Below are 25008 nucleotides of genomic sequence, written 5' to 3' on the forward strand. Positions count from 1 at the left end.
CGGGCAGCTTCCGCTTCTGCTCTTGCCTTGGCTTCTGCTTCCGCACGGGCACGGGCTGCTTCCTGTTCCGCCTTGTGTCGGGCAGCTTCCGCTTCTGCTTTCGCTTTAGCCTCTGCACGGGCACGAGCTGCCTCCTGTTCCTCTTTCAACCGCGCAGCCTCCGCTTCGGCTTTTGCCTTGGCTTCTGCCTGAACCTTGGCTTCAGCAGCTTCCCGCTCTGCCTTCAGTTTTTTCGCTTCCTGCATCGCCTGAAGGCGGGCAAGCTCCGCATCCACTTTTGCCTTGATTTCCGCCTGTGCTTTAGCTTGCGCAGCTGCTTTCTCTGCCCGTGCTTTCTCCGCCTCCTCTTCAACTTTACGTTGCGCCGCTTCTGCCTCTTCTCTCGCCTTGGCTAAGGCAGCTTCCTGCTCCAGCTTGGTTTTTTCAATTTCAGGCGGCGGAGAAACAGGATTTTCCTCCGGCTTATCCGGCTGCTTCACAGGTGGTTCAACAGGCAATGGTTTCGGTGCCGGTTTTGCAACGGGTGGCTTGACCTTAACGGGTGCCGGAGCGGCAGGAAGTGGAGGTACAGGAGAATTATCCGCCACAAGAGTCACTTTCATTTCCTGTGCGTGTTTCTCCCTCCCATGGGAACTTGTGAGCGCGGGATAAAGGACGGCCAGATGCAACGCCAGCACGATCGAAACTATAGTCGTTTGTTCAATCAGTTGCGGGGTGCGCGGCAACACATGGGGTAAATTGTTCAGCATTACCTCCACTGGGATGGATGGTATGGGCCAGCAGAACCCACCGGAACACCTACAACCGCCGCATATAATGTCTGCCTGCAGATTTTTTTCATAGTTGCTGCACTTGTCTATTGCCTACTTTCATTGAAACCCAACCCCATCCATAATTCTTTGGATGGACAATAGAGCTTTTCCCCTGTGCACCGTTATGACCAGACTGAAATGCGCAGAATCCTCGCACCCCTTGAAAATTAATCTTCGTGACTGAGCATTTGGACATTAATTTCATCCGCATTTCCAATATTGTCCCCAAACGTCACGATTATGTGCATAGCCATAACCGCCAGCTATTTAACTTGAAAAACCACTCACAAATGTCACATGGCTCCTTGTCACCTGGCTTGCGCCTGATAGGCTGTATGGGGTTGTAACCAATGCCAGCATATCCCAAAAAGATATTCAGCTTGCAAAATCAATCCGTAACAACATCTGCTTCAAGTGCCACACTACTATCAATGATAATTGTTAGCAATTATATTAACATCAAAATTCAAATGCAATATTCAGAAATTTCTTTTACATGGCACATACTCAGTAAGACAAGACTTACCTTGCCTTACAAACACCAAAGTTATCTGCTCAATATGCCCAATGCTGTCAAAAATGGATTTTCTGCAACCAGCTACAAGTAACAGGTTCACGCTACTTCCTGTTTTGCTGATTCTGAATCCCTGTCAGTAAGGATTCCCTGGCTTTTTGGCGCGACCCAGCATAGTTAAAATCCTCTATCTACCGCTGGATGCTAATTTTTCTTCCCGGTACTGCGTATCCATGATTCAATCTGAGCCTGCGTCAATTTACCGCTGAGCGCTATCGCATGCCCCTGTGCATTGTAAAAATATGTCCGGGGCAGTTCACCGTACCACTGCCTGTCTATTTCATAGCGCAGTCGCTCCGCAAAGCTGTCTGCAAACACCCAGGACTCCGCCTGTTTTAATGGGTATTTTTTCAACACTTTGGCAATCTCGCCAACCTGCTCTGCAGCATCGGTCGAAATCAGGACCAGATCAAGGCCTTGGTGTTTTTTCAACAACCTGCCAAAAATTTCCATATCATCAAAACAGTAGGTACATTCAAGGGACCACAGGCTGACAATGAAAGGTTTTCCTGTCCGGGACGCAACAATCTCCTGAAAACTGCCGCGCACAAAATGCCTGATTATTGGATCGGCAAAAACACTAACGAAACTAATGCTCAGCCACAGCCCCAACAGACACGACAAGATGCCCTTTCGGGATTTCATTGTACGCCCCCCGCTAAACGGATAAAACGGAACCCCTCCGCTACCGTATTCCAGGCAAGGTAAGACTGGTCACCATAACCAGCCAGGAATGGATAATCCGAAGTGTCTCCGGTTGAGGCAATATGCTGTGGAGCAGACCAACTTTTCCCCCCATCGGAAGAGTGCATCAGATAAACGCCGGTAACCTGCCCATCGAACTCTTTCCAGGCAACATAAACATGCTTGTTCAGGCTTAAAACATCCGGATGGGATGCTTGCGACTGGAAACGCCCGAAATTAACCGGGCTGGAAAAATGCCTTCCCTGGTCAGACGAATTTGCATAGAACAACCCGTGCCTTCCTGAAGCGTTGCTGAACCAGACAAAATGATAGATCCCATCTTTCGCGATGGACACTGCAGGGCCATGATGAGGACATGCATTCGCCTCCCAGTTTTCACTGCTCAGACGGACAGGCTGCAAGTTTCCATCTAAACGCATCATGGCATGATCACGTATGTTGTTACCAAAAATATTCCGCCAGACGATTACCGGAATACCATCGCTGTCCATTGACATGGCTACACGGCAGCATTCACAAGAGTGATCGGCGACTTTAATATTTTTGTGGAAGGTATTTCCACCATCATCTGAAATGGCGTAATAGATCGTCGCTCCCTGATATTTTTCTCCCTTCTTCTTGGCAATTATGCTGTCACGCTTGTCGATCCATGCAATATAAATTTGGCTCCGTTCATTTACAGCCATTGCATTAAAACCATGAGTTATCGGGTCCAGGTTATCATTGACCGTAATGGGGGGAGAAAAAGTTTTTCCGCTGTCCAGCGAGCGGCTATAGCGAATATGGCCGGCAAAAGGCGCTTCCAGGTTCTGGGTATAAGAAACATGAATGCCGCCGTTACGGTCTACGACTATTTTTGGCCGGTTCTCTCCTATTGCAGCCACTAATTCCGGCTCCGTATTAACAGCAACTGGGGGAGTATAGCTTTTTCCATGGTTGTCAGAATGACTCACCAGAACATGGCCACCTTGTACATAAGCTTTCCAAAGCCCGCCTTTACCATCCAGTGCAACGGAAACCGCCTGCGGTTTGCGTGAGATAGCAGCTTTCCATACTTTTGCTTTATCGGACGCATGACTGGAGCTATGCTCTGCATGATCTGCCGCACTACACAATCCGCTGGCTGCAATGCAGGCAATCCACAGCAGAATTCTGCAACTATTGCCAAACTGTCGTTCTACCCGATTCCACGCCCGGCCAACAATGGATTTGTTCATGGTGTTATCCGAACATCGGACAAACTGCAGCTGTTATCGTGCTCTGCAGACATAATACGTTCTATAAATTTCATAAATGCATTCCTTAAGAAGGAGAAATTCAGCTTGATGGAACAAACTTAACTGCGCGCACGCATGAAACCACGATTGAATAAAGTATTTTGCAAACTTTATCATTGTAGAAAAAAAGGGGCAGTCGCAAATGCGACAAAGTGTCGCACCCTGCCCGACCCTTCTTCATCGCAATCTCATGTACAAAATACATCCCATCCCGGCAACCTAGAAAGTTCCACGCACTCCCATGATGAACCCGCGACCTGGAAGAGGTGCGATTTCCTTTAGAAAAGAGGTGTGGGTCCGCGCTTCCTCGTTAAAAAGATTATTTCCTTTGAAGTAAGCATCCCAGTGGATTCCCTGTGTCTTGATGCGATAGGTCAACATGGCATCGGCAAGGGTATAGCTGCCAGTAGATAATTCACTGGATGCAACCCGATCCTGCCGGAAGGAATGGGAAACATCGAATCTCGCACCGAAATTTCCAAGCTGGTAATCGAGACCGGCCCCCAGGCGCAAAGGAGCGATACGTGGCAACGGCTCGCCAGTATCGCTGTTTTTCGCGCGCACGTAGTCGCCGCGCAGGTTTAGATCAAGATTTCCTTTTTGCTCATAAATCCTGGATTTGCCTTCCATCTCGAAACCGTAAAACTCGGCCTTGACCGGACGATAAAATGCTTCTGTCAGATCTTCCTGCTTCTGGCCGCTCTGAAGCAGTGCAATATAATTCTGGAAATGATTATAGAAGCCGCCAATACTGACCGAATTCAGACCCGAGCGCCAGCGCAGATGCACATCTGCGCCATTTGATTTTTCCTTTTGAAGCGTTGAATCCCCCACCACAAACTGGCCGGTCGCCACATGCCTGCCATTCGCAAACAGTTCGGCATACGTCGGGGCACGCTCGGTATGCGTCAGGTTTGCAGCCAGGGTGATTTTCGGATCAATGGAATAAAGCGCGCCCAAGGCTCCGCTGTTGGCGGTAAACTGGCGTGACTGTGCAGATCCGAAACGGGTCGTGTCCGGAGTATCCCCAGCCGATTCCACGGAGGCATGTTCGTTACGTCCACCGGCAGTCAGCTTTACTTTCCCGAATGTAGCCTCTTCATACAGGAACAGCGCCTTGGTATCTGTATTCACTTGCGGCAGGAAGGCTGCTTCACCCAGTGCAGCGAAATCAACATTGGTAAGCTGCACCCCGAACGCGCCGGTAAAGGCACCCAACCGGGAATGAACAGCATCGATACGCGTATCATAGCCCTTGTTTTTGAATGTGGTGGCCACCTCCCCGCCCTCCAACTCATTGTGCAGGTAATCGGTATGGTTGTATTTGAATTTCAGCTCCTGCACGAACGTGTTCAGCTCGCGAATTTCTCCTGCCAAACCCAGCCGTTTACTGCTCATGTCAATGCGAACATCCGGTTCCGCCACAGTGCCGAAATTCGACTGCAAGTCGCTGTAGGAAAGGCCGAAATAGCCATTGTCCGAAGTGAGAGACGCGCCCACTGATCCACTGTCGCTACTGGATGAACTGTTGGGCAGACGTCCATATGGCTGCTCAATCTCGGGGCCATCCGCGGCCCACTGACGGCTGGAGCGTGCGTATCCAGGAATTCTGAGATCATCGGTGCGACGCGAAGCGATATCTGCATGAATTGCAAACTGGCCATTGCCGGCTTCCAGCATGGCTGCACCGCTGCGTTCACTGGCAGCACCGCCAAAGCGCGGCTCGAAACGTCCCGTAACCCCTTTGACAGGCGACTGCGGTATACGGTTATCCAGGGTATTCACTACGCCCCCAACCGCAGCACCTCCATACATCAAAGCAGCCGGGCCACGTACCACCTCAACCCGGTCCACCAGCAACGGGTCCACAGCAGTGGCATGGTCCGGGCTCAGAGAAGAAACATCGAGCATCGCTACACCGTTTTGCAGGATCCGTATGCGATCACCGTCGAGGCCGCGTATGATAGGTCGGCTCGCATTCGGACCGAAATAGGTCGAGCTGACGCCAGGAAGTTTGGAAAGCGTTTCCCCCAACGTAATTTCCTGCCGGAAAAGCATGTCTTTTTCCGTCAGTACGGAAACCGGCAACACAAGGTCGAGCAGGGCGCTGCCCATCGGGCTGGCGGTTACAACAACCGATGGCAGAACCCCGGCTGAGCCATCCGTACCTGGAATGGCATCCCCGGTTGCCGGGAAACGGGATGTATCATGCTGGGTGCTGGCATGAGCATCCAGCGCATGAGGATCATGCAGATGATCTTGCTGCTCCTGGCCCTTCATTCCGGCAAGACCCATGGCCGCTTCTCCAGGTTGCAATGATTCACCAGCGGCTTTGAGCTGTGCCGCACCCGAAGGCACATCGACCTCAACATCCGCATTTTTCCCTATCCGGATTACCTGTTCAAAAATCAGAACAGGGACAGTGCCCATTCTTTTTTGCACTTTCAATCTCAGATCGCCTTCCGCGACCGCCTTCTCCAGCGGACAGGCACCGGTATATTCGTCATTGATGTACACATCGGCCCCCTTATCCTCCTCTACACAGGAAACTTTCAGCCTTGGGCCAGCTGCATACGCCTTGCTGCATTCCGCAAGGGTCAAAATTATCAGAAGCATTACACAGACAAACATTCTGGTCGCAGAATGCACAGGTAGCGGAGCACAGCATACTGTGCCCCGAAAGAGGTACGTAACCATAACAATTCTCCAAAAAAATGGCATCGCCCCACAAGCAGCGGGGAATATCAGGCGATTTTCTGGAGAAGCCCGGGCGGGCCGCGCGCGATGGCAGTAACAGGCTGGTCGGAAGCAAATGCAACCACTCTGGACTGCACTGTTCCGCTCGGCAGAAGAATAACGGTAAAAGGAGAAGGCGAACTGCCGATTGCGCTGCCGATCTGAGTGTAAGCCGCACAATACCCGCATGCCGATGAATGCGGGGCATGCTTGTCCTGTTGCTGACCCTGTTCAACAGCCACATGATTCAAAACGTGCACGAACCCTGATTGCTGGGCAAATAACAGCAGGAAGGTTAACAGTAGCGGGAAGAGTGCACGATAATGTCGCATCATGAGCCGAACCTTAGCAAAATTTGGATGATGCTGCAAGATAGAGGCCATTTACTGCAGGCGGAGAAAATATTTGGCATTTATACAACACATGGAATCCTGCGGATCCAGAAAAACATGGCAATATTCATATACGCCCCATTCACAGCCAACACCTCCTGCCGTTCCTGCAGCAATACCCGGTCAAAAATACTGATATTTTTTCAGCCAGAACAATCGATGTAACATTTTCAATATGTTATAATAATTTTGTCCATATTCATATAGCGAAAGAAAGCTCTGAAACAGAACATATAGCCTGGCTCCACTTTCCTGCCGAAAGGAACCAGAGGGAATCACGGCCGGTAAAACCGGGATGCATAGCTTGAGCACCGCATGATATTCTTGTGTTTGCGGCTATCTGGATAACGACTATAATGAATCCTAGATTACTACTCTTAAAAAACTTAACTACAATTATTTCCCAGCCAGATTCATGTTTTCTTCCAGACCCATACCCTTATCCAGAGTATTTATTTTGCTTGCCGGCCTTGCACTGGCAGGATCCGTTTTAAGCCAGGATATGGGTTACGCGAGTGAACCAACCTCGACAAACGGGGAAAACGCCAAAAACACCAACAGTCCGGTAGCTCAGAAAACAAGAAACCCGAGGGATCCGCTGGAAGACTTTAACCGGAGCATGTACCAATTTAATGAAGGAGTGGACAAGGCCATTTTCAAACCCCTGGCAAAAACCTACAACTACATTCTGCCCGAACCCGCACGGAAGATGGTATCCAATTTTTTTGGGAATTTATTCGACATTCGCACCACTATTAACGACTTGCTGCAACTGAAATTTGAACAAGCTGCAAACGATGCCGGGCGTGTGATCATTAATTCGACCTTCGGCGTTCTAGGTCTTTTTGATGTTGCCGATCACCTTGAGAAACATGACGAAGACTTCGGACAGACTCTCGGATACTGGGGAGTAGGAAGCGGGCCTTATTTGGTTCTACCTATCCTGGGTCCTAGAAATATCCGCGACACCGCCGGTCTGGCGGTGGACTTTTCCACCAATCTCAACCCAATTGGCTGGCTTGACAATGTCGCTGTACGTAACACGATGTATGGAACATTGTGGGTCGATATGCGCGCAGATTTACTGGATGACGAAAACATACTTGAAGAAGCCGCAATTGACCGCTATGCCTTTATCCGTGATGCCTATATGCAGCGACGTCAAAATCTGGTCTATGACGGTGATCCTCCACGAGAGAAATTCGATGACGAGGAATTCGATGACAAAGAGGACAATGCACGGTCCGGCATCTCTACCCAAACGGATTCTTCCAGTAACGGTCAGGAAGCCGGACAGCCTAAAGCTACTGACCCTGCAGCTGCTGACGTATCCATTATTCTGACTCTGCCAGAAGAAATGAAACAAGCTGCACAGCCAGCAACCACAGACGCAGCTGCTTCGTCTCCCAGTTTTTATCAGACTGCCCCTTTAACCCAACCGGACAGATAGAACGGCTACCGCCAGATGAATGGCCCTACCTAAGCCTAAGCACACACCCACTTCCAGGCCACATCTGACCCAAGACATATCGGGTTGATTCTTCCTTCATGGGGGTCAAACACCGGAGGATTCTCCCTCTCCCTTTCAACTGACAACCCCATCAGCCTCCTTTACGTAATGCCTCGATACGCTGCTCCAAGGACGGGTGGGTACTAAATAAACTTGCGATACGGCCCCCACCAGAAATGCCAAATGCTGCCATCTGTTCAGGGAGCGCAGACTGATCCCGATTCCTTGCCAGCTTTTCCAGCGCGGCGACCATCTTGTTTTTCCCTGCCAGGCTGGCTCCACCTGCATCAGCCCGAAATTCACGCTGCCGCGAAAACCACATGACAATGACACTGGCCAAAATACCCAGCACCATCTGGGCAACCATGCTCGTAACCCAATAGGCCGGCCCATACTCGCGTTCGGTCTTGAACACCAGGCGATCCACCAGATGACCGATGATCCTGGAGAAAAAAATTACAAATGTATTGACCACCCCCTGAATCAGAGCAAGCGTGACCATATCACCATTGGCAACATGGCTGATCTCATGTGCCAGGACAGCTTCGACCTCATCCCGGTTCATGCCATGCAGCAACCCGGTACTGACTGCCACCAAGGCATTATTGCGGTTCCAGCCGGTGGCAAAAGCATTTATGTCCGGAGCGTCATAGATCGCCACTTCCGGCATGCCAATTCCCGCGGCTTGAGCCTGTCTGCTCACGATATCCACCAGCCAACGCTCTGTAGGATCGATTGGGCTCGTAATAATCTGCGCTCCAACCATCCGTTTGGCGGACCACTTGGACAGGAATAGCGAAATGATCGACCCAGCAAAACCCATGACTGCCGACATAACCAGAAGGGCGTTAAAATTAATACTGCCGCTTTCATCCAGGACTTTGTCGACGCCCAGCAGGCGCAGGGTAATGCTGATGACAAAAATTACGGCCAAATTGGTCAGGACAAACAAAAAAATTCGTTTCATGATGCAAATGTTCCTTGGGCTGAAAATATTATGAATAAGTTAATGTCAGTGCAAATCCGCAACCAATACCTCTTCAATATTGGGGATATAGCCTACCGTTTCAAGAGGTAGGCGCAGGTAAAAAATTGTATACTCGGATTTGACACGATCTCACCGGATAAATTCCCGTATGAGAATAAAAATACAAGCAAAAATCACTACAAAATAGACATCATATGGAAGAAACGCTGAATCATCCCGCCGTTCAAGGCGGTTTTGCTCCTTTTTTCATCGCACTGCTGGTAGCAGAATTACTGCAACGCGTACGACTAAGTGGCCTGGCAGCCATCGCCGGATTTGCTGTCACTGTATATCTGGCCAGCGACTTTGCCATAGAGCCACTCACTACTTCACGCAAGATAGTGTTACTGGGCCTGCTCTCTGCTTTGCTTGCAGTGCTGCTCATGCGATTCACTTGGCGCCCTTTTCGCCTGGCACTCGCAGCGACAGGAGGGGGCGCAACCATATGGATGGCATTGCGTATACTGCAACAGCAGGACATGCAGAACATGCTGCTTTGGGGCACGGGCTGTGCTTTATATACTGGCTGGCTGATTTTCTGGATAGATACGCTTCATGAAAACCCGATACGCGCTGGCAGCGCAGGAATGGCCCTGGGTGTAGGAACCGGAGGATCTGCATTGCTTGGCGCTTCTGCTCTGCTTGGCCAGTTTAGCATGGCTCTGGGTGCGGCAGCCAGTGCTTTTCTTCTGCTTCAGACAGTCTTTAACCAGAAAATGCCAGGCGGACGGGTCTTCACCCTGCCATTATCCCTTATCTGCGGATTAACTGGTGGGCTTGCCGTATTAACCGCACGACTGCCATGGTACGCTTTAATTGTACTTGCCATAATTCCCCTGGCTGCAAAAATACCCATTCCCGACAAAAGGGGAATCAGGCTGCAATCTTTATCATTGTCCGCCTTCACCTTAACCTGTGCCGCAGGAGCCATCTATCTGACCTGGAGGGTGGCCGGAGCACCCCCGCTATGATTATTCGTGGAAAGATAATAGCCAATTTACCGGGAATCCCGCCCCCCACACACCGCATCAAATAGACGATTACCATATGACGGGTTCAGAAAATCCTGTTTAGCGCCAAATCTCGCCGTACATACTTCAACGGAAACGCATAGCCTCTCTTAATCCGAAGCACGGGTCATATTCGGAACCCTACATGATACGGAATAATGTTGCTATTTCCGCATTGTCATGATAATATTCTTTTAATTTCAGTTAGTTATGTTTATTTAAATCTGACGACTTAAAAGTTTTGAAGGTTTTATCAAGGTATCAGTATTCTTGGGGTGACAGCATTAGCAATAAGAAAATTCAAAAAGATAAAGTTTCGCTACCAGCGCACAACAATCAACCTGATTTCAGTTCAATGGAAACCTTGATTTCCGCCATTCAAAAACTGGTTATCAAAGATGTTGTGCAGTACACAGATGAAAAATTGAAGCAACCAAGAAATTAGTCAGCAGCAAATCGTGAAGCGATAACGGGCAAAGTAGAAACATAACCCCCATCCTAAAAAGATGGGGTTATTTTTTAGCGTCAGCAACACTGTTCCGTATCATGTAGTCGGAACCGCATTGACAAATCGACTGCCTGAATATCCTTGGTCAGGCTGCCTATGGAAATACGTTCCACGCCGGTCTCAGCGATTGCCCGCACATTTTTCAGGGTAATTCCTCCCGAAGCCTCCAGCTCAGCGCGTCCTGCAGCGAGTTTGACTGCAGCCCGCATGTGATCGAGATCAAAGTTATCCAGCAAAATTAACCTGGCGCCTGCACCCAAGGCTTCTCGCAACTGCTCCAGGTTTTCTACTTCAATTTGAATGCTTATTCCCTCAGAAGTATTACGGTACGCCTGCTCCAGAACTGGATGGATTCCGCCTGCAGCCAGAATATGGTTTTCCTTAATCAGCACTCCATCGAATAAACCAGCACGCTGGTTATATCCACCACCCGTTTTCACAGCATATTTCTGCGCTACCCGCAAACCCGGCAGAGTTTTACGTGTATCCAGAATTTTTGCTTGGGTACCACATACTGCTTCGACATAACGACGCGTCTGAGTTGCAGTGGCAGAAAGTGTCTGCAAAAAATTGAGCCCACACCGCTCAGCGGTCAGCATTGCACGCGCATCACCGTGAATTTCGCAAAGTACTTGCTTAGCGGCTATGGGATCCCCATCACGAGCAAACCAGCGTATCCGGCAACCCCGATCCATGGAATAAAAACATGCATCGAACCAGGCGGTTCCGCACAATACGGCATCCTGGCGCGTAATGACCGTGGCATAAGCTCTGGAACCAGATGGGATCAACTGGGCGGTGAGATCACTTCCGCCTACATCTTCATCCAGGGCATTGGTTACATTAGCATGAATATGATAGGCCAGTTCATGTTGATTTGTCATTGAGTTCAATCCGGGCACCTGAATAAAGTCATAATCAGGATATTCGCTTCCAGAGAGATTGGCAATCCAAGCCGCACCCTGGGCAGACTCAGTATTCCTGTATCCGTCTGTTGTGAATACAGATAAGCAGCCACTGAAATAAATGCCTATTCCGGGAATTACTCGGCCAGGACCCTGACTATTTTTTCAGGCCCCAGTATAGTTCCAAGCGTGATCGGGTCGCCCCAGCGCACGTGATATTTATTCTCGGGGATTGACGCGAGGGACGTAAGCAGGTTATTGAAAGCAATCAAATCGCTGGTCTCGAAGTATGTTATGAAATCAGCATCATCCAGCCCTGTGGAATGATAAAGTTTTCGTTTAATACTCCCCATATATTCCAAAGTTGACAAAGTATGCACCTTCATTTCTACCAGCCTTTGATCAAAAGACAGATTCCACCATTCTGCACTTTTCTTGACCGGGATGACGATCGCGTATCGGGGAATATCACCAGTATAAGTTGCTGAGACAAGACCGGCATACAATTCAGGCAACCTTTCCTTGGTTATGTAATTCAATGGCTTGGTCACACCAATCAACGTATCCAAAACCTCGACGTGTTTTCCGATAGCTGTCTGCCTGAATTCACGCAAGAATGTCTGCACCTTGGCAAGTTCAAGGGAATGGATACGAAAGAAGAAATCAGAACGCCCTCCCAGACCTGCCGTTAAATAAACATCTACCAATACACTATCTTCATGTTTTTTAATTAATTCCATAACTCTGGATACGTAATCCATTCGCTCGGATAAAGATAGTTCGTACCATTCAGGTAACCATTTGTACGTAGTAAATACTCCAAACACCCCAGGCTGAGATAGAATTTTCGACCTATCCATCTTCAAGGCTTCCGCTTTCTGATCCTGGGCAGTAACAGGCACCATGACCACAGCCATGACCACTGCAACCATCCCTGCCAGCAGATTTCTCAGAAAGCCACCCGCTAAAAATTGATTCATGTTGTTCTCCTCTATGTAAAACATGACTATAAATCAATATAAATATAAATAGCAACAGACCCTCAGATTCGAAACCGTCAGACAGATCAGGCAGACGCTTCCTTTAATACGGTTCTTTCAACTTGAATGCTGTGATTTCCGTCGCTTAACCATACTTGCCCATCCTGAATAATGCATTGCAATTGCATGCTGCGCTGAGCCAGCATGGCAATAGCACACGTATTTTCCATCGGCAGATTAATCACGCTCAGGTTTTTGAACCGCCCGAAATGACGGCCATACTGGGCAAACCACCTATCTGCCACATGTCCACCATAGGAATAAACGACCACCTCCCTTGAGCGGCCACATGCTTTCCGTACCAGTTTTTCGTCAGGAATACCAACGTCTATCCATAAATCAATTGCACCCGTAAAATCCTTTCGCCATAGATCCGCTTCATCATCCGCGGTCATCCCCTGGCCAAATTCCAGATATTGATCAGCATGCAACGCAAATGCAAGCAATCGCACCATCATTCGTTCATCTGTTTCGGATGGATGCCGTGCAAGAGTAATCACATGATTTTGATAATAATGACGTTCCATATCCGCAATTTGCAGATTAGCTTTGAAAATTGTTGCCTTAATAGCCATATCATCCTTGGATCAGCATACAACGATGAGATTGAGTTTCACTGCTTCCGCTCCTGTAAATACCGTAACACTGAAACTTGAGTACGTTCCAGAAAACGGTATGACATAACTCTGCCCATGATCGATTCATCTGGAACAACCTTAATGGCTGGTCATTTCTATAGAATCTGCTCTACACATGCTTATGCACCTAATACCTGAGAATTGGGAAACTATCCCGCAAGCCTGGCAAGGGGGCATGATCCAAGCAATCTAACCGTGCCGTTATGAATGGGTTCGCATACCTAGCCAGAATTAATCAATATATGCAGAAACTTTTCTCAAACGCTTGACCTTCCCCCGCTGCTGCTTCCCCTCAAGGCGCCGTTGTACGGATGTCCAGGTAGGTCTGGACTTTACCCGTGGTTTTGTAGGTTCGGCCGCAGCCCTGATAAGTTCAACCAATCTGTGCAGCGCATCCTGGCGATTTCTTCCTTGGGTTCGGAACCGGCTTGCTTCAATGATGATTATGCCCTCATCGGTCATACGCCTCCCGGACAGCCTGCGCAGGCGCTGCCGCACAGCTTCGGATAATTCCGGGCAATTTTCTGCATCAAATCTCAATTGAACAGCACTGGAAACTTTATTGACATTTTGGCCACCTGGCCCGGAAGACCGGATGAAATGCAATTGAATTTGGCTTTCATCAATGAGCAGATTGGAAGTAATTGGTATCATGCAGCCATGGTAACAGGATGACCAAAGATACTGGAAGCATCTGCATGCGCTATGCAGAAATCACTTCGATGCTCGCATCACCCAAAACCACCACGGAACCCGGACCTATTTTGCATGTCTTGCGGGATTCTGGTTGCCCGTTCACCCGCACTCGCCCTTGTGCAACCAGAACTTTCCCTGCACCGCCACTGGTGCACAGGCCAGCAACTTTGAGTAATTGGTTCAACTCTATGAATTCACCATGAAGCTTGAATTTGAATGATGGCATATACACACCTTAATGGAATAAATGAGTGCATCTTTTGGCAATTTGTTTCAAAATTTTATCAATGGACCGGCCACGTTCTCCAGCCTGACATCCGTAATGCGCCAGGAATAAACATGAAAATTACGATTACATATCATCGACTGATATCGTAACCCCGGCCAGTCATCTGAGCAGATACAAAAACCCCATACTTATGGGATCCAGATGCATCTGACAAATTCTTTTCAATCTAAAATTTCACCGCATGCTCACGTGTGGCATGAAACGCTATTTTCGGCCAGCGTTCCTGGGTGAGCCTCAGATTGACATTGTTTGGAGCAAGGTAAGTCAGATTGCTGGCAGCATCATAAGCGACATTATGTGACAAGTTCTTTTCGAAATCAGCAAGCATTCTTTTGTCATCACAGGATACCCAGCGCGCGCAGGTAATGTTGGTACCATCAAAAACTGCATCCACTCCATACTCGCCCATCAATCGACTGGCAACCACATCAAACTGAAGTTCACCAACTGCACCCAGAATTAAATCTCCCCCACTGACAGGTTTGAATACCTGTACTGCGCCCTCCTCGCCAAGCTGCTGCAACCCCTTATGCAACTGCTTAATTTTAATTGGATTCCTGATACGAACGGAACGAAAAAAATCAGGGGCAAAATAAGGGATACCCGTAAATTGCAACAGTTCACCCTCGGAGAAACTATCTCCGATCTGCATATTGCCATGATTGGGCAAGCCGATAATATCACCGGCATAAGCTTCTTCTACCTGTTCTCGGGTGGATGCCATGAAAGTAACAACATTGGACACCCGAATTTCTCGATTCATGCGCAAGTGTTTGATCTTCATGCCGCGTTCGAAATGCCCGGAACACACCCGCAGGAAAGCGATACGATCACGATGGTTTGCATCCATATTAGCCTGGATCTTAAACACGAAACCAGAAAACTCCGGCTCAGTCGGTCCAACCACCCGTACCGTTGCATCCCGTGGCTGTGGCGCCGGTGCCCAATCCAGCAACGCATTGAGAATTTCTCGCACACCAAAATTATTAATAGCCGAACCAAAAAATACCGGGGTTTGCTTGCCTGCCAGAAATGCTGCATGATCAAAAGGGTGGGAAGCACCTTGAAGCAGTTCAATTTCTGATTTAAGTTGCTGTATTTCCATAGGAAACATCTCGGCAAGGCGCGGATTATCAATGCCCTGCACTACCTCAAGATCCTGGTCGGCTCGCTCCCCGCCTGCCTCGAACAGTAAAATTTCGTCACGCAACAAGTGATACACACCGCGAAAAGTCTTGCCCATGCCCACCGGCCAGGTTACCGGTGCACACTGGATATCAAGGACAGACTCAACCTCATCCAGCAGTTCAACCGGGTCGCGTGTTTCACGGTCCATTTTATTAATGAAAGTTATAATTGGCGTGTTACGCATGCGGCATACATTAAGCAACTTGATGGTTTGTGCTTCCACCCCCTTTGCAGCGTCAATCACCATAAGAGCAGAATCCACGGCCGTCAGCACTCGATAGGTATCTTCGGAAAAATCCTGGTGACCAGGAGTATCCAGCAGGTTTACCACATGATTTCGGTATTCGAACTGCATCACGGAACTGGCGACCGAAATTCCTCTTTGTTTCTCGATATCCATCCAGTCGGAAGTTGCATGACGGCCACTCTTGCGTGCTTTCACCGTACCTGCCAGTTGAATTGCGCCGGAAAATAATAGTAATTTCTCGGTTAGCGTAGTTTTACCTGCGTCCGGATGAGAAATGATGCCGAAAGTCCGGCGACGTGTCACTTCGCGCGTGACTGAATCACGCCCGCCAACTGAAGTCTTATTCCCTGATAAAGCTACTGATCCTGTTTGCATAAGGCATGGTTCCAGCTAAAAAATGGTATTTTCAATTATTTATTTTTCTGGCGCAGAACACTCTTGTCCAGCCCCAGATCACTCCACCCCGAATGACCCAGTTTACGCAAAGTTTCAATATTTTTTTCAAATATTTTATCTGCTTCAGGAAATGCAGAAACTGCCTGCAGGACACTGGCTTCGCGAAGAATATGCAACATGGGGTAAGGTGACCGATTGGTATAATTTTCGATATCATCAGGTTGCGTTTCGGCAAACTGCCATTGCGGATGGAAACCGGCTACTTGCAACTCCCCCTCCAGATCCATATCTTCCAGAGCGGCATCAACCACATCCAGAAAATCGTTGTATTCGATAAAATCAGTAAGCACATGAGGATGAATCAAAAGAGCGGTCTCGACCTTTTCAGCCGGTATTTCGGCCAGCATCTCCAGTTCCTGCATAAAATCTTTCAACAAAGACTCATGTGTGGCAGCATCGCTAATCACATATCGAATCTGATTTTTCACATGAACAGTGCTGGCGAATGGACAAAGGTTAAGGCCTATGACGGCCCGCTCCATCCAATATTTTGTTTCATCTATAATTTTTTCGTTAATTGTGCTATCCACCCCAGAAGCCCCAGAATATAAATTGATACCTGTATCAAGAAAAATTACTGTTACCGGCCGCGTCCACCAGAACGGTGATATACGGGTGAACTTGCAGCCGGTTTAGCCATGGCAGCCAGACTCCTGCCAGTACGATGTGCTTCCTGTACCTGCCCATTGCCTTGTAACCTTCTGTTTCCCTGGACACGATTCTTTCCGGTGATAATAGGCTCTGCCCTGATGCGCGGGTCCGGCTCAAAACCGGTCACCTGTTCCACAGGAATGCACCGTCCGATCAACCGTTCAACTCCCTGCAGCAGTTTATATTCATCTACGCACACCAGGGAACTTGCCTCACCTTCACTTCCCGCTCGTCCTGTCCGCCCGATACGATGAATATAATCTTCCGCCACATTGGGCATCTCAAAATTCACCACATGTGGTAACTCGATGATATCGATCCCTCGGGCTGCAATATCGGTAGCCACCAGAACCTGCAGCTTTCCACTTTTAAATTCTGCCAGCGCGCGGGTGCGCGCCGCCTGACTCTTATTGCCATGTATAGCCAGTGCTGGAATACCGCTTTTAACAAGCTGTTCCGCCAACTTGTTGGCACCGTGCTTGGTACGGGTAAATACCAAGACCTGATACCAGCCATGTTCCTTGATCAGATGAATTAGCAGCTCACGCTTCCTGTCGCGATCCACAGGGTAAATTTTCTGGCTGACCAGATCAGCAGCAGCATTGCGACGCGCCACTTCAATCATCTCTGGGTTGTCAAGCAACTCATCTGCCAGCAGCTTGATCTCATCCGAAAAAGTAGCGGAAAACAACAAGTTTTGCCGATTTTTTGGTAATTTCACGAGGATTTTTTTTATATCACGGATAAATCCCATATCCAGCATACGATCTGCCTCATCCAGCACCAGAATTTCAATGCATGACAAATCTACTGTCTTTTGCTGAAGGTGATCAATCAAACGGCCTGGGGTGGCAACCAGAATATCTACCCTGCTTTGCAAACGCTGTATCTGGGGATTAATATTTACTCCGCCGATCATGGTCATTGAGGTCAGTTTCAGATACTTGCCAAAGTTACGCACGCTGTCTTCCACTTGAACAGCCAGCTCACGAGTAGGTATGAGAACTAGCGCGCGCACTGGAGGTTTTCCACTCAAGAGTTTTGCAGGCATGGAAAGCTTTTGAAGTATCGGCAGGGTAAAACCAGCCGTCTTTCCGGTTCCAGTCTGGGCGCCGGCCAGAAGGTCACACCCGGACAGCACTGCAGGAATGGCTTTTTCCTGAATTGGAGTTGGTTTTACATAGCCGAGCTCAGTAACCGCACGAACGATTTCATCGGACAAACCGAGAGCAGAGAAAGTCATAAATTATTCCTGGAAAAAAACGGCCTGCCGCCTTTCAGTGACGCCAGTGTAGGACAGATAAACATTGAAATCAGTATGGATCGTGGCAGAAAGACAGAAACGGATACCACTTACTTTTTAAAATTATAGCAGAGATGACTGGTCTTCCGTCTTTGGTTCTATAATTGAAAAACAGGCCGGATACTGGTTCTGCCCTGCATTCATCGGAATATTCCATCCGTATATTGCCAACCGACAACCAATTCCTTCTCGATAAAATACAATCCAAGATATCTGCCTGCTCAGAAAAGTAAACGTTAACTACGAAAATGGCCTGCATCCAGCTGGAATAACAACCATCACTTACTTGATCTTTTCTGCCAATAATTTTTCATATTTGGCCTGCAATTGCTCGCGAGTTTCCACATGGGCAGGATCGAGCGGGATACAGTCTACAGGGCAAACCTCTGCGCATTGTGGTGTTGCATAGTGCCCAACACACTCCGTGCATTTCCCAGGGTCAATGTAATAAATGATATCCCCTTGCGAAATCGCATCATTTGGACATTCGGGTTCGCACACATCACAATTGATGCATTCATCGGTGATAATCAGGGCCACACTTTATCCTTATGTTCATCAGGTTCAATATTTGTCAATCAATTTTTCTGCAACCAGCGGCGAGACAAATTTCCCTACCTCTCCCCCAAAACGGGCTATCTCCCGCACCATACTGGCAGAGATAAACGTATAATGTTCAGCCGGGGTCAGGAACAAGGTTTCGACATCCGGGTGCAGGCTACGGTTCATTCCTGCCATCTGAAATTCGTACTCGAAATCCGATACTGCACGCAAGCCGCGCAACACTACACGTGCATTTTGAGCTCGCACAAAATTCATCAGCAAACCCGAAAATCCTTCTACACGTACATTTGCATAATTGGAAAAAACTTCACGCGCCATGAACACACGTTCGGTCAGGGTAAAGAGAGTTAAGCTGCGACTTTCGGCCACCGCAACCACCACCTCACCAAACAGCCCGGCAGCACGACGAACCACATCTTCATGTCCACAAGTGATAGGATCAAACGTTCCCGGGTAAATTACTTTTATCATCCAATTACCCTCTCTCCAGTCCCAATAACTGGTAATGCACTGCCCCCGCCTGAGCACGCTTCAATGCGTGCCAGCCATGTTCTGGCTCAAACACAACTCCGCTTTCCAGATAAATAACACCATTCTGGGTCAGCTTACACCCAAGCAACGGAAACAATGCTGGCAAATAGTCACTCTTAAAGGGGGGATCAAGAAATATTACATCGAACAAACCATTTTCACGACGGACATATTCCAGCCCATTTTCACAACACAGCGACACATTCCTGCAACCCAGCTTCCTGGTGCTTTCCTGCAGGGCACGATAAACTGTACGGTTGAACTCTACCATTACCACTTCAGACGCCCCGCGCGATATGGCTTCAAACCCTAATGCCCCACTTCCGGCAAACAAGTCAAGGCAACGCTTGCCATAAAGATCCTGGCCCAACCAGTTGAACAATGTTTCGCGCACGCGATCCGGGGTCGGGCGCAAATTTTCGGCATCAGGAAACTCGATCCAGCGGCGCCGATACATGCCTCCTATGATACGAACCCGGTTTATCTCCCGTCCCCTTTCCCCTTATGCGTATCCAGACTTTCTGGCGCACCAACGATCACCGTCGCCATTGCATCCGGATTGATTCGTCGCTTAAAGGCAGAACGGATTTGCTCACTCGTTACTCGATCAACATTACCGACAAAATCATCAAGATATGTCAAAGGTAACTCATAAAATCCAATTACGCTAAGATAATCTACTATTTTCCTGTTGCTATCAATGCGCAACGCAAACCCCCCGATAATGTTTTGCTTGGAAGCCTGCAACTCCTTTTCTGTTATCCCCTTGTCGATAAAATCACGTAGCGTGGAACGAACTAGTTGCAACGCTTCATCAGCCTGGTGTTTTTGGGTTTGCAGCCCAATCTGAAACGCTCCAGGCAGTTTCATTGGCATGAAATAACTGTAGACACTGTAAGCAAGGCCACGCTTTTCACGAATTTCGTGCATCAGGCGGGATACGAACCCGCCCCCGCCAAGTATGTGGTTACCTACATAAAGCGGAAAGTAATCCGGATCCTTGCGGGCCAGACCAGGGGCTCCCATCAGAATGTGACTCTGCGTGGCAGGATGCGATATACGCTGCTCTACCGCTTTTATTTGCATAGTCACCGGGGCAACTTGTGCCAAATCCCCACCCTGTGGCAAATGCTCGGTAAGTTTTTGTGCTATCCATTCCGCTTCGGTACGCGTCACGTCGCCCATGATCGCAACTACTGCTGTTTTAGCCTGATAATGCTGACGGTAAAAATTTTCGATATCTGAACGCTGAATTTTTTCCACACTGGCTATTTCACCTGAGACAGGAAAGCCATAGGAATGACTACCAAATACGGACTTGCCGAAGGCTTTTTCAGCAATGCTGTCAGGCTTGGTTTCGCTTTCCTTCAAAGCCGCGACCAAGCGCGCCTTTTCCCTGGACAATACCTTTTCCGGAAACAGAGGATATTGCAACAAGCGCGCAACAATATCCAGAGACTGGGTTCGTTCTGCAATGCTGCTCAGCGTACGCAGGCTCACCCCGGCACGATCCGCATCAAAATTCATGCCCAGCTGGGCACCGATATCCGCCAGACTCCGTGCGATATCATCCTCGCTCAAGCCCTCTGCACCGAGATCCAGCATGCTGTGGGTCAGCCCTGCCAGTCCGGATTTTTCGGTTGTATCAAAACTGCTTCCTGCAGCAAAGGTAACCGTCATATCCAACATCGGAAGATCATGGTTTTCTACAAAATATACCCGGGCACCGCTTGGTGCTTGCCAGTGCTGGATATGAGGAGCCGCAAATGCCGATGAAATGCTGACAATCAAAAACCACAAAGCGGCAAATAATTTAGTGTGCATGAGTTGCCTCTTTAATCTGATTGTACCATCTTGCCCGGAAGCGGCTGCGGGTCAAGTACTGCAATGGTTAATTGGTCATCCGGCAAATACTCGCGGGCCACATCCTGCACCTGCCGGGGTGTTACCGCCTGCAATTTTTGCAGAATCACAGGGATATCCTTGAACGACAGACCAATGCTTTCCATTTGTCCAATCTGCATCGCCTGATAAAACAACGAGTCAAGCTTGTATACTTCGCTGGCAGTTACCTGGGCCTTTACCCGCTTCAGCTCATCTTCGCTAACGCCATCCCGTTTAAGCATGGCTATCTGTTCGCGCAGGCCGTTTTCTAATTCTGTCACGCTTCTACCTTCACTTGGAATACCTGCCAGCATGAACAGACTTGGCCCGCGTGAAGTGGAATCATATTCAACATTCACGGCACTGGCCAGTTGCTGTTCGCGTACCAATGCCCTGTTCAGACGGGCAGAAGCATTGCCATCCAGTATCCCGGCCAGAATTTGCAGGGCGTAAGGTTGCCAGTCCTTTTCCGTATCGCGCAGCGTAGGAGCGTGATACGCCATTACCAGCTGAGGAAGCTTTGCCGGCGCCTTGACGACGATACGCTTGATGCCTGCCTGCGGGGGTTCGCTGAAAGGCTTGCGCAGGGGGAGACTTCTGGCAGGGATTCCACCATAATATCGCTGTGCCAGCGCAAACACCTCGCTTGCCTTTATATCTCCAGCCACCACCAATGTGGCATTATTCGGCGCATACCAGTTTTTATACCATCTTTTTGCATCTTCTACGGAAAGAGTCTGCAGATCGTTCATCCAGCCAATTACCGGGTTGCGATATGGATGCTCCTGATAGGCAACAGCCATCAGCTTTTCATTCATTAAAGCCTGTGGATCATCATCCGTACGCATACGCCGTTCTTCCATGACTACTTTTATTTCCTTACTGAATTCTGTCCCGGTCAGATGCAGGTTACTCATGCGGTCCGATTCAAGCTTCATCGCAAGAGCCAATCTGGATTTGTGCAACTGCTGGAAATAAGCAGTGTAATCATTGCTCGTGAAGGCATTCTCACGTCCCCCTGCGGCAGAAATCAGCTTGGAAAACTGACCTGTGGGCACTTTTTTAGTGCCCTTGAACATCATATGTTCCAAAACATGTGCAATACCTGTAACTCCAATATTTTCATCCATACCGCCGGCGTGATACCAGATCTGCTGAACGACCACAGGGGCTCTGTGATCTTCCTTGACAATCACCTTCAGGCCGTTACTGAGTGTTTTTTCAAATATTTCTGCACTGGCTTGTGGCAATGACATAAACAAGACGGGCCACAAAACCGCTAGAACCAGCCAAAATTTTAATATTTGTGTACGCATTTTTTTAGCCTAAAACAACACATTCAGAATAAAATAACCATGACGGCAAAAACCGCCATAATCCAAAAGATGCATTATGCGCTATTTGGTTCTATTTCTGCCACATCGACAAATTTCCAGAATATGTTTGGTTTTTTAAAAAAATCTGCAACCGAAAACAAAACCTCTCCTGCCGAAGACTTATCCCAAAAAGCTGGCTGGTTCAACCGGCTTAAGAGCGGGCTGACGCGTACTGCCAATCAGGTATCGGCTTTATTCGGGCGCGGCGGAAAAATCGACGACGAACTGTATGAAGAACTCGAAACCATTCTGATTACCGCTGACGTAGGTATGGAAGCCACCCGTTTCCTGCTGGCTGAATTGCGTCAGCAGGTCAAAATTGAGCGACTCACGGAAGCAGCACAACTAAAAGAAGCACTGGCCTCCAGCCTGATCAGGTTACTCCAACCACTCGCCCAGCCTCTGCAGACTAGCCTGCATCAGCCTTTCGTCATCATGCTGGCCGGGGTAAATGGCGCAGGCAAAACCACCTCCATTGGGAAGCTGGCCAAATACTTCCAGACCCAGGGGAAATCAGTACTGCTGGCTGCAGGCGACACATTCCGCGCTGCAGCGCGTGAACAACTGATCGAGTGGGGGGCGCGCAACAATGTTACCGTGATTGCACAGCAAGGCGGCGATGCGGCAGCGGTAATCTTTGACGCAGTGCAAGCCGCCCAGGCACGCAAGATTGACATTGTGTTGGCGGATACCGCCGGACGCCTTTCAACCCAGAGCCACCTGATGGAGGAAATCAAAAAAGTCAAACGCGTCATCGCAAAGGCGCTGCCCGGTGCTCCACACGAAGTGCTGCTGGTTCTGGATGCAAACACCGGGCAGAACGCACTTAGCCAGGTCAAGGCATTTGACGATGCACTCGCTGTTACTGGACTCATTTTGACCAAGCTCGATGGCACTGCCAAAGGAGGAGTCATTGCTGCCATAGCCAAAGCTCATCCCATACCACTTCGCTTCATTGGCGTTGGAGAAAGTCTGGATGACATGCGCCCTTTCGTAGCAGAAGACTTCGTCGTTGCACTTTTGGGGCTGGACGAATGATCCAGTTCAGCAACGTATGTAAACGTTACCCAGGTGGAATTGATGTACTGAAAAACATCAGTTTTACGATTGGGGAAGCGGAAATGGTTTTCCTTTCTGGCCATTCCGGCGCCGGGAAGAGTACCCTGCTCAAACTCATCGCCGCCATTGAACGCCCCAGCTCTGGCAGCATACTGGTCAATGGTCAAAACATCAGCTTGATCAAGGATGGAGCTTTGCCCTTTCTGCGGCGCAATTTTGGCCTGATTTTTCAGGATCACAAACTTCTATATGACCGCAGCATATTCGAGAATGTGGTGCTCCCCCTGAAAATCTGTGATTTCGATCATCGTGAAAGCGCCAAGCGCGTACGAGCCGCTCTGGATAAGGTAGGTTTGTTGAATCGCGAAAAGGCCAACCCGATCGCTTTGTCCGGAGGCGAGCAACAACGCCTATGTATTGCGCGTGCAATTGTAAACCGTCCTTCCATTTTGCTGGCAGATGAACCCACCGGCAACCTGGACACGGAATACTCCGGGGAAATCATGAAGATCTTTAGGTCATTTCACCAGGTCGGCGTCACCTTGGTCATTTCTACCCATGATGAAGGTATGCTAGGCCAGTTCAATGGACGAGTGCTTGCACTCAAAAATGGGGAACTGCACCCATGAAAAACTGGCTGATTCTACATGTCCATGTATTTCTATCTGCCCTGCGCAAGTTTTTCTCCACACCCCTGTCCAGCCTGTTTAATATTCTGGTAATAGGCATAGCGCTCAGCCTGCCAGCTGGCATGTATGTCATGCTTAAAAATATTCAGAACCTTGCAGAGCAAAAAATTGCATCGCCTCAGATCAGCCTGTTCTTGAGCATGGATACCAGCAAAGACGATATCACTCGCATTGACAGGCAGTTAAAGCAGCATGCTGCCGTTGGACAGGCTCGGTTCGTACCCCGTGAACAGGCACTGGAACAACTGAAACAGACCACCGGACTGGAGGATGTAATCGGCGGATTGGAGCATAATCCACTGCCGGATGCATATATCGTCCATCCAAAAATATCCGATGCGAGTGCCCTCAAGACGTTGAAGCATGAATTGCAAAGATGGCCCAAAATTGAGCATGTGCAACTGGATCTGGACTGGGTTCAGAAGCTGGAAGCCATACTGAAATTTGGCCTGATGGCCATCCTGATTCTCTCCATGCTGCTCGGTTTTGCACTGGTAGCTGTCACCTTCAACACGATCCGCCTACAAATTCTTACCCAGCGCGAGGAAATCGAGGTGTCCAGGCTAATTGGCGCTACCAGTGCCTTTATTCGCCGTCCATTCCTTTATTTTGGCTTACTCCAGGGATTACTCGGTGGTGCTGCAGCCTGGTTCATAATCAGCATAAGTCTCTATATGCTGAATAGCAACCTCTCCCAATTGACGGATTTATACTCCGCCAACTTTACGCTGCACCTCCCCTCCACGGAAGATCAGCTCGCACTGTTGCTATTATCGGCATGCTTGGGCTGGATGGGTGCATGGCTGTCTGTTTCCCAGCATTTATGGAAAATTGAACCCAGGTAAATGGCAGGTTTCAAAGGGCTGCAAAGCAAGATCCCAACCGTACGTACAAACCCGTGTAGGAGACAAGAATTCTCGTACATAACCTGCTCTGAAACC

24 protein-coding genes are annotated in these 25008 nt (G+C 48.9%); 5 read left to right on the plus strand and 19 right to left on the minus strand.

Annotated features, from left to right (window positions below; translation table 11 throughout):
• The 5 genes from tolA to KJA68_RS02085 all read right to left on the minus strand — a co-directional run.
• The coding region (gene tolA / locus KJA68_RS02065) for a cell envelope integrity protein TolA (RefSeq protein WP_213035272.1) at nt 1-749 on the minus strand (749 nt) is incomplete at its 3' end.
• 781 nt (nt 750-1530) lie between these two features.
• Entirely contained in the window at nt 1531-2031 is a 501-nt protein-coding gene (locus KJA68_RS02070) for a TlpA family protein disulfide reductase (protein ID WP_213035273.1), read from the minus strand.
• Complete coding sequence (locus KJA68_RS02075; RefSeq protein ID WP_213035274.1) at nt 2028-3308, minus strand: sialidase family protein; 1281 nt, start codon at nt 3306-3308, stop codon at nt 2028-2030. Before KJA68_RS02075 ends, KJA68_RS02070 begins: the two co-directional genes overlap by 4 nt.
• A 279-nt stretch (nt 3309-3587) precedes the next feature.
• Nucleotides 3588-5984 carry a TonB-dependent receptor gene (locus KJA68_RS02080; protein ID WP_213035275.1) on the minus strand — a complete coding sequence of 799 codons (2397 nt, stop codon included), beginning with the start codon at nt 5982-5984 and terminating at the stop codon, nt 3588-3590.
• Nucleotides 5985-6112: 128 nt separating this feature from the next.
• The gene (locus KJA68_RS02085) at nt 6113-6439 is read right to left on the minus strand and encodes a DUF2946 family protein (RefSeq protein WP_213035276.1); all 327 of its coding nucleotides are present in this window, start codon (nt 6437-6439) and stop codon (nt 6113-6115) included.
• 472 nt (nt 6440-6911) lie between these two features.
• Between KJA68_RS02085 and KJA68_RS02090 the strand changes: the two genes are divergently transcribed.
• The gene (locus KJA68_RS02090; protein ID WP_213035277.1) at nt 6912-7946 is read left to right on the plus strand and encodes an MlaA family lipoprotein; all 1035 of its coding nucleotides are present in this window, start codon (nt 6912-6914) and stop codon (nt 7944-7946) included.
• Between the two features lie 151 nt (nt 7947-8097).
• Here KJA68_RS02090 and htpX read toward each other — a convergent pair whose 3' ends face one another.
• Nucleotides 8098-8973, minus strand: coding sequence for a protease HtpX (gene htpX, locus KJA68_RS02095; protein WP_213035278.1), 876 nt, complete (start codon nt 8971-8973; stop codon nt 8098-8100).
• Nucleotides 8974-9188: 215 nt separating this feature from the next.
• Between htpX and KJA68_RS02100 the strand changes: the two genes are divergently transcribed.
• Nucleotides 9189-10004, plus strand: coding sequence for a hypothetical protein (locus KJA68_RS02100; RefSeq protein WP_213035279.1), 816 nt, complete (start codon nt 9189-9191; stop codon nt 10002-10004).
• A gap of 564 nt (nt 10005-10568) precedes the next feature.
• Here KJA68_RS02100 and nadC read toward each other — a convergent pair.
• From nadC to KJA68_RS02165, 13 genes are all read right to left on the minus strand, one after another.
• On the minus strand, nt 10569-11435 hold the full coding sequence (nadC, locus tag KJA68_RS02105) for a carboxylating nicotinate-nucleotide diphosphorylase (RefSeq protein ID WP_213035280.1): 867 nt from the start codon (nt 11433-11435) through the stop codon (nt 10569-10571).
• A gap of 158 nt (nt 11436-11593) precedes the next feature.
• Nucleotides 11594-12436, minus strand: a complete 843-nt coding sequence (locus KJA68_RS02110; RefSeq protein ID WP_213035281.1) for a chlorite dismutase family protein — start codon at nt 12434-12436, stop codon at nt 11594-11596.
• A gap of 86 nt (nt 12437-12522) precedes the next feature.
• On the minus strand, nt 12523-13071 hold the full coding sequence (locus KJA68_RS02115; protein WP_213035282.1) for a YaeQ family protein: 549 nt from the start codon (nt 13069-13071) through the stop codon (nt 12523-12525).
• A 294-nt stretch (nt 13072-13365) separates the two neighbouring features.
• Nucleotides 13366-13788, minus strand: coding sequence for an alternative ribosome rescue aminoacyl-tRNA hydrolase ArfB (arfB, locus tag KJA68_RS02120; protein WP_213035283.1), 423 nt, complete (start codon nt 13786-13788; stop codon nt 13366-13368).
• A gap of 49 nt (nt 13789-13837) precedes the next feature.
• Nucleotides 13838-14056, minus strand: a complete 219-nt coding sequence (locus tag KJA68_RS02125) for an RNA-binding S4 domain-containing protein (RefSeq protein ID WP_213035284.1) — start codon at nt 14054-14056, stop codon at nt 13838-13840.
• A gap of 229 nt (nt 14057-14285) precedes the next feature.
• Nucleotides 14286-15929, minus strand: coding sequence for a peptide chain release factor 3 (locus KJA68_RS02130; protein ID WP_213035285.1), 1644 nt, complete (start codon nt 15927-15929; stop codon nt 14286-14288).
• Between the two features lie 35 nt (nt 15930-15964).
• Complete coding sequence (locus KJA68_RS02135) at nt 15965-16540, minus strand: DUF1415 domain-containing protein (protein WP_213035286.1); 576 nt, start codon at nt 16538-16540, stop codon at nt 15965-15967.
• 50 nt (nt 16541-16590) lie between these two features.
• The gene (locus KJA68_RS02140; RefSeq protein ID WP_213035287.1) at nt 16591-17904 is read right to left on the minus strand and encodes a DEAD/DEAH box helicase; all 1314 of its coding nucleotides are present in this window, start codon (nt 17902-17904) and stop codon (nt 16591-16593) included.
• 342 nt (nt 17905-18246) lie between these two features.
• Nucleotides 18247-18504: a YfhL family 4Fe-4S dicluster ferredoxin gene (locus KJA68_RS02145; RefSeq protein ID WP_213035288.1), complete on the minus strand. Its 258-nt coding sequence runs from the start codon at nt 18502-18504 to the stop codon at nt 18247-18249.
• Between the two features lie 24 nt (nt 18505-18528).
• Nucleotides 18529-18999: a pantetheine-phosphate adenylyltransferase gene (gene coaD / locus KJA68_RS02150; RefSeq protein WP_213035289.1), complete on the minus strand. Its 471-nt coding sequence runs from the start codon at nt 18997-18999 to the stop codon at nt 18529-18531.
• 4 nt (nt 19000-19003) lie between these two features.
• Complete coding sequence (gene rsmD, locus KJA68_RS02155) at nt 19004-19543, minus strand: 16S rRNA (guanine(966)-N(2))-methyltransferase RsmD (protein WP_281412125.1); 540 nt, start codon at nt 19541-19543, stop codon at nt 19004-19006.
• Nucleotides 19540-20883 (minus strand): M16 family metallopeptidase, encoded by a 1344-nt coding sequence (locus tag KJA68_RS02160; RefSeq protein ID WP_213035291.1) that lies wholly within the window; start codon nt 20881-20883, stop codon nt 19540-19542. The genes rsmD and KJA68_RS02160 overlap by 4 nt, the downstream gene beginning before the upstream one ends.
• Nucleotides 20884-20894: 11 nt before the next feature.
• Nucleotides 20895-22259, minus strand: a complete 1365-nt coding sequence (locus KJA68_RS02165) for a M16 family metallopeptidase (protein WP_213035292.1) — start codon at nt 22257-22259, stop codon at nt 20895-20897.
• 123 nt (nt 22260-22382) lie between these two features.
• Here KJA68_RS02165 and ftsY point away from each other — a divergent pair, with 123 nt between their 5' ends.
• From ftsY to ftsX, 3 genes are read left to right on the plus strand one after another with little or no spacing between them, the layout of a single operon-like run.
• Nucleotides 22383-23357, plus strand: coding sequence for a signal recognition particle-docking protein FtsY (ftsY, locus tag KJA68_RS02170; RefSeq protein ID WP_213035367.1), 975 nt, complete (start codon nt 22383-22385; stop codon nt 23355-23357).
• Complete coding sequence (gene ftsE / locus KJA68_RS02175) at nt 23354-24007, plus strand: cell division ATP-binding protein FtsE (RefSeq protein ID WP_213035293.1); 654 nt, start codon at nt 23354-23356, stop codon at nt 24005-24007. The genes ftsY and ftsE overlap by 4 nt, the downstream gene beginning before the upstream one ends.
• Nucleotides 24004-24912: a permease-like cell division protein FtsX gene (gene ftsX, locus KJA68_RS02180; RefSeq protein WP_213035294.1), complete on the plus strand. Its 909-nt coding sequence runs from the start codon at nt 24004-24006 to the stop codon at nt 24910-24912. The genes ftsE and ftsX overlap by 4 nt, the downstream gene beginning before the upstream one ends.
• The last annotated feature ends 96 nt before the right edge of the window (nt 24913-25008 follow it).

Source organism: Candidatus Nitrotoga fabula (genome assembly GCF_905221025.1).
Taxonomy (GTDB): Bacteria; Pseudomonadota; Gammaproteobacteria; order Burkholderiales; family Gallionellaceae; genus Nitrotoga; species Nitrotoga fabula.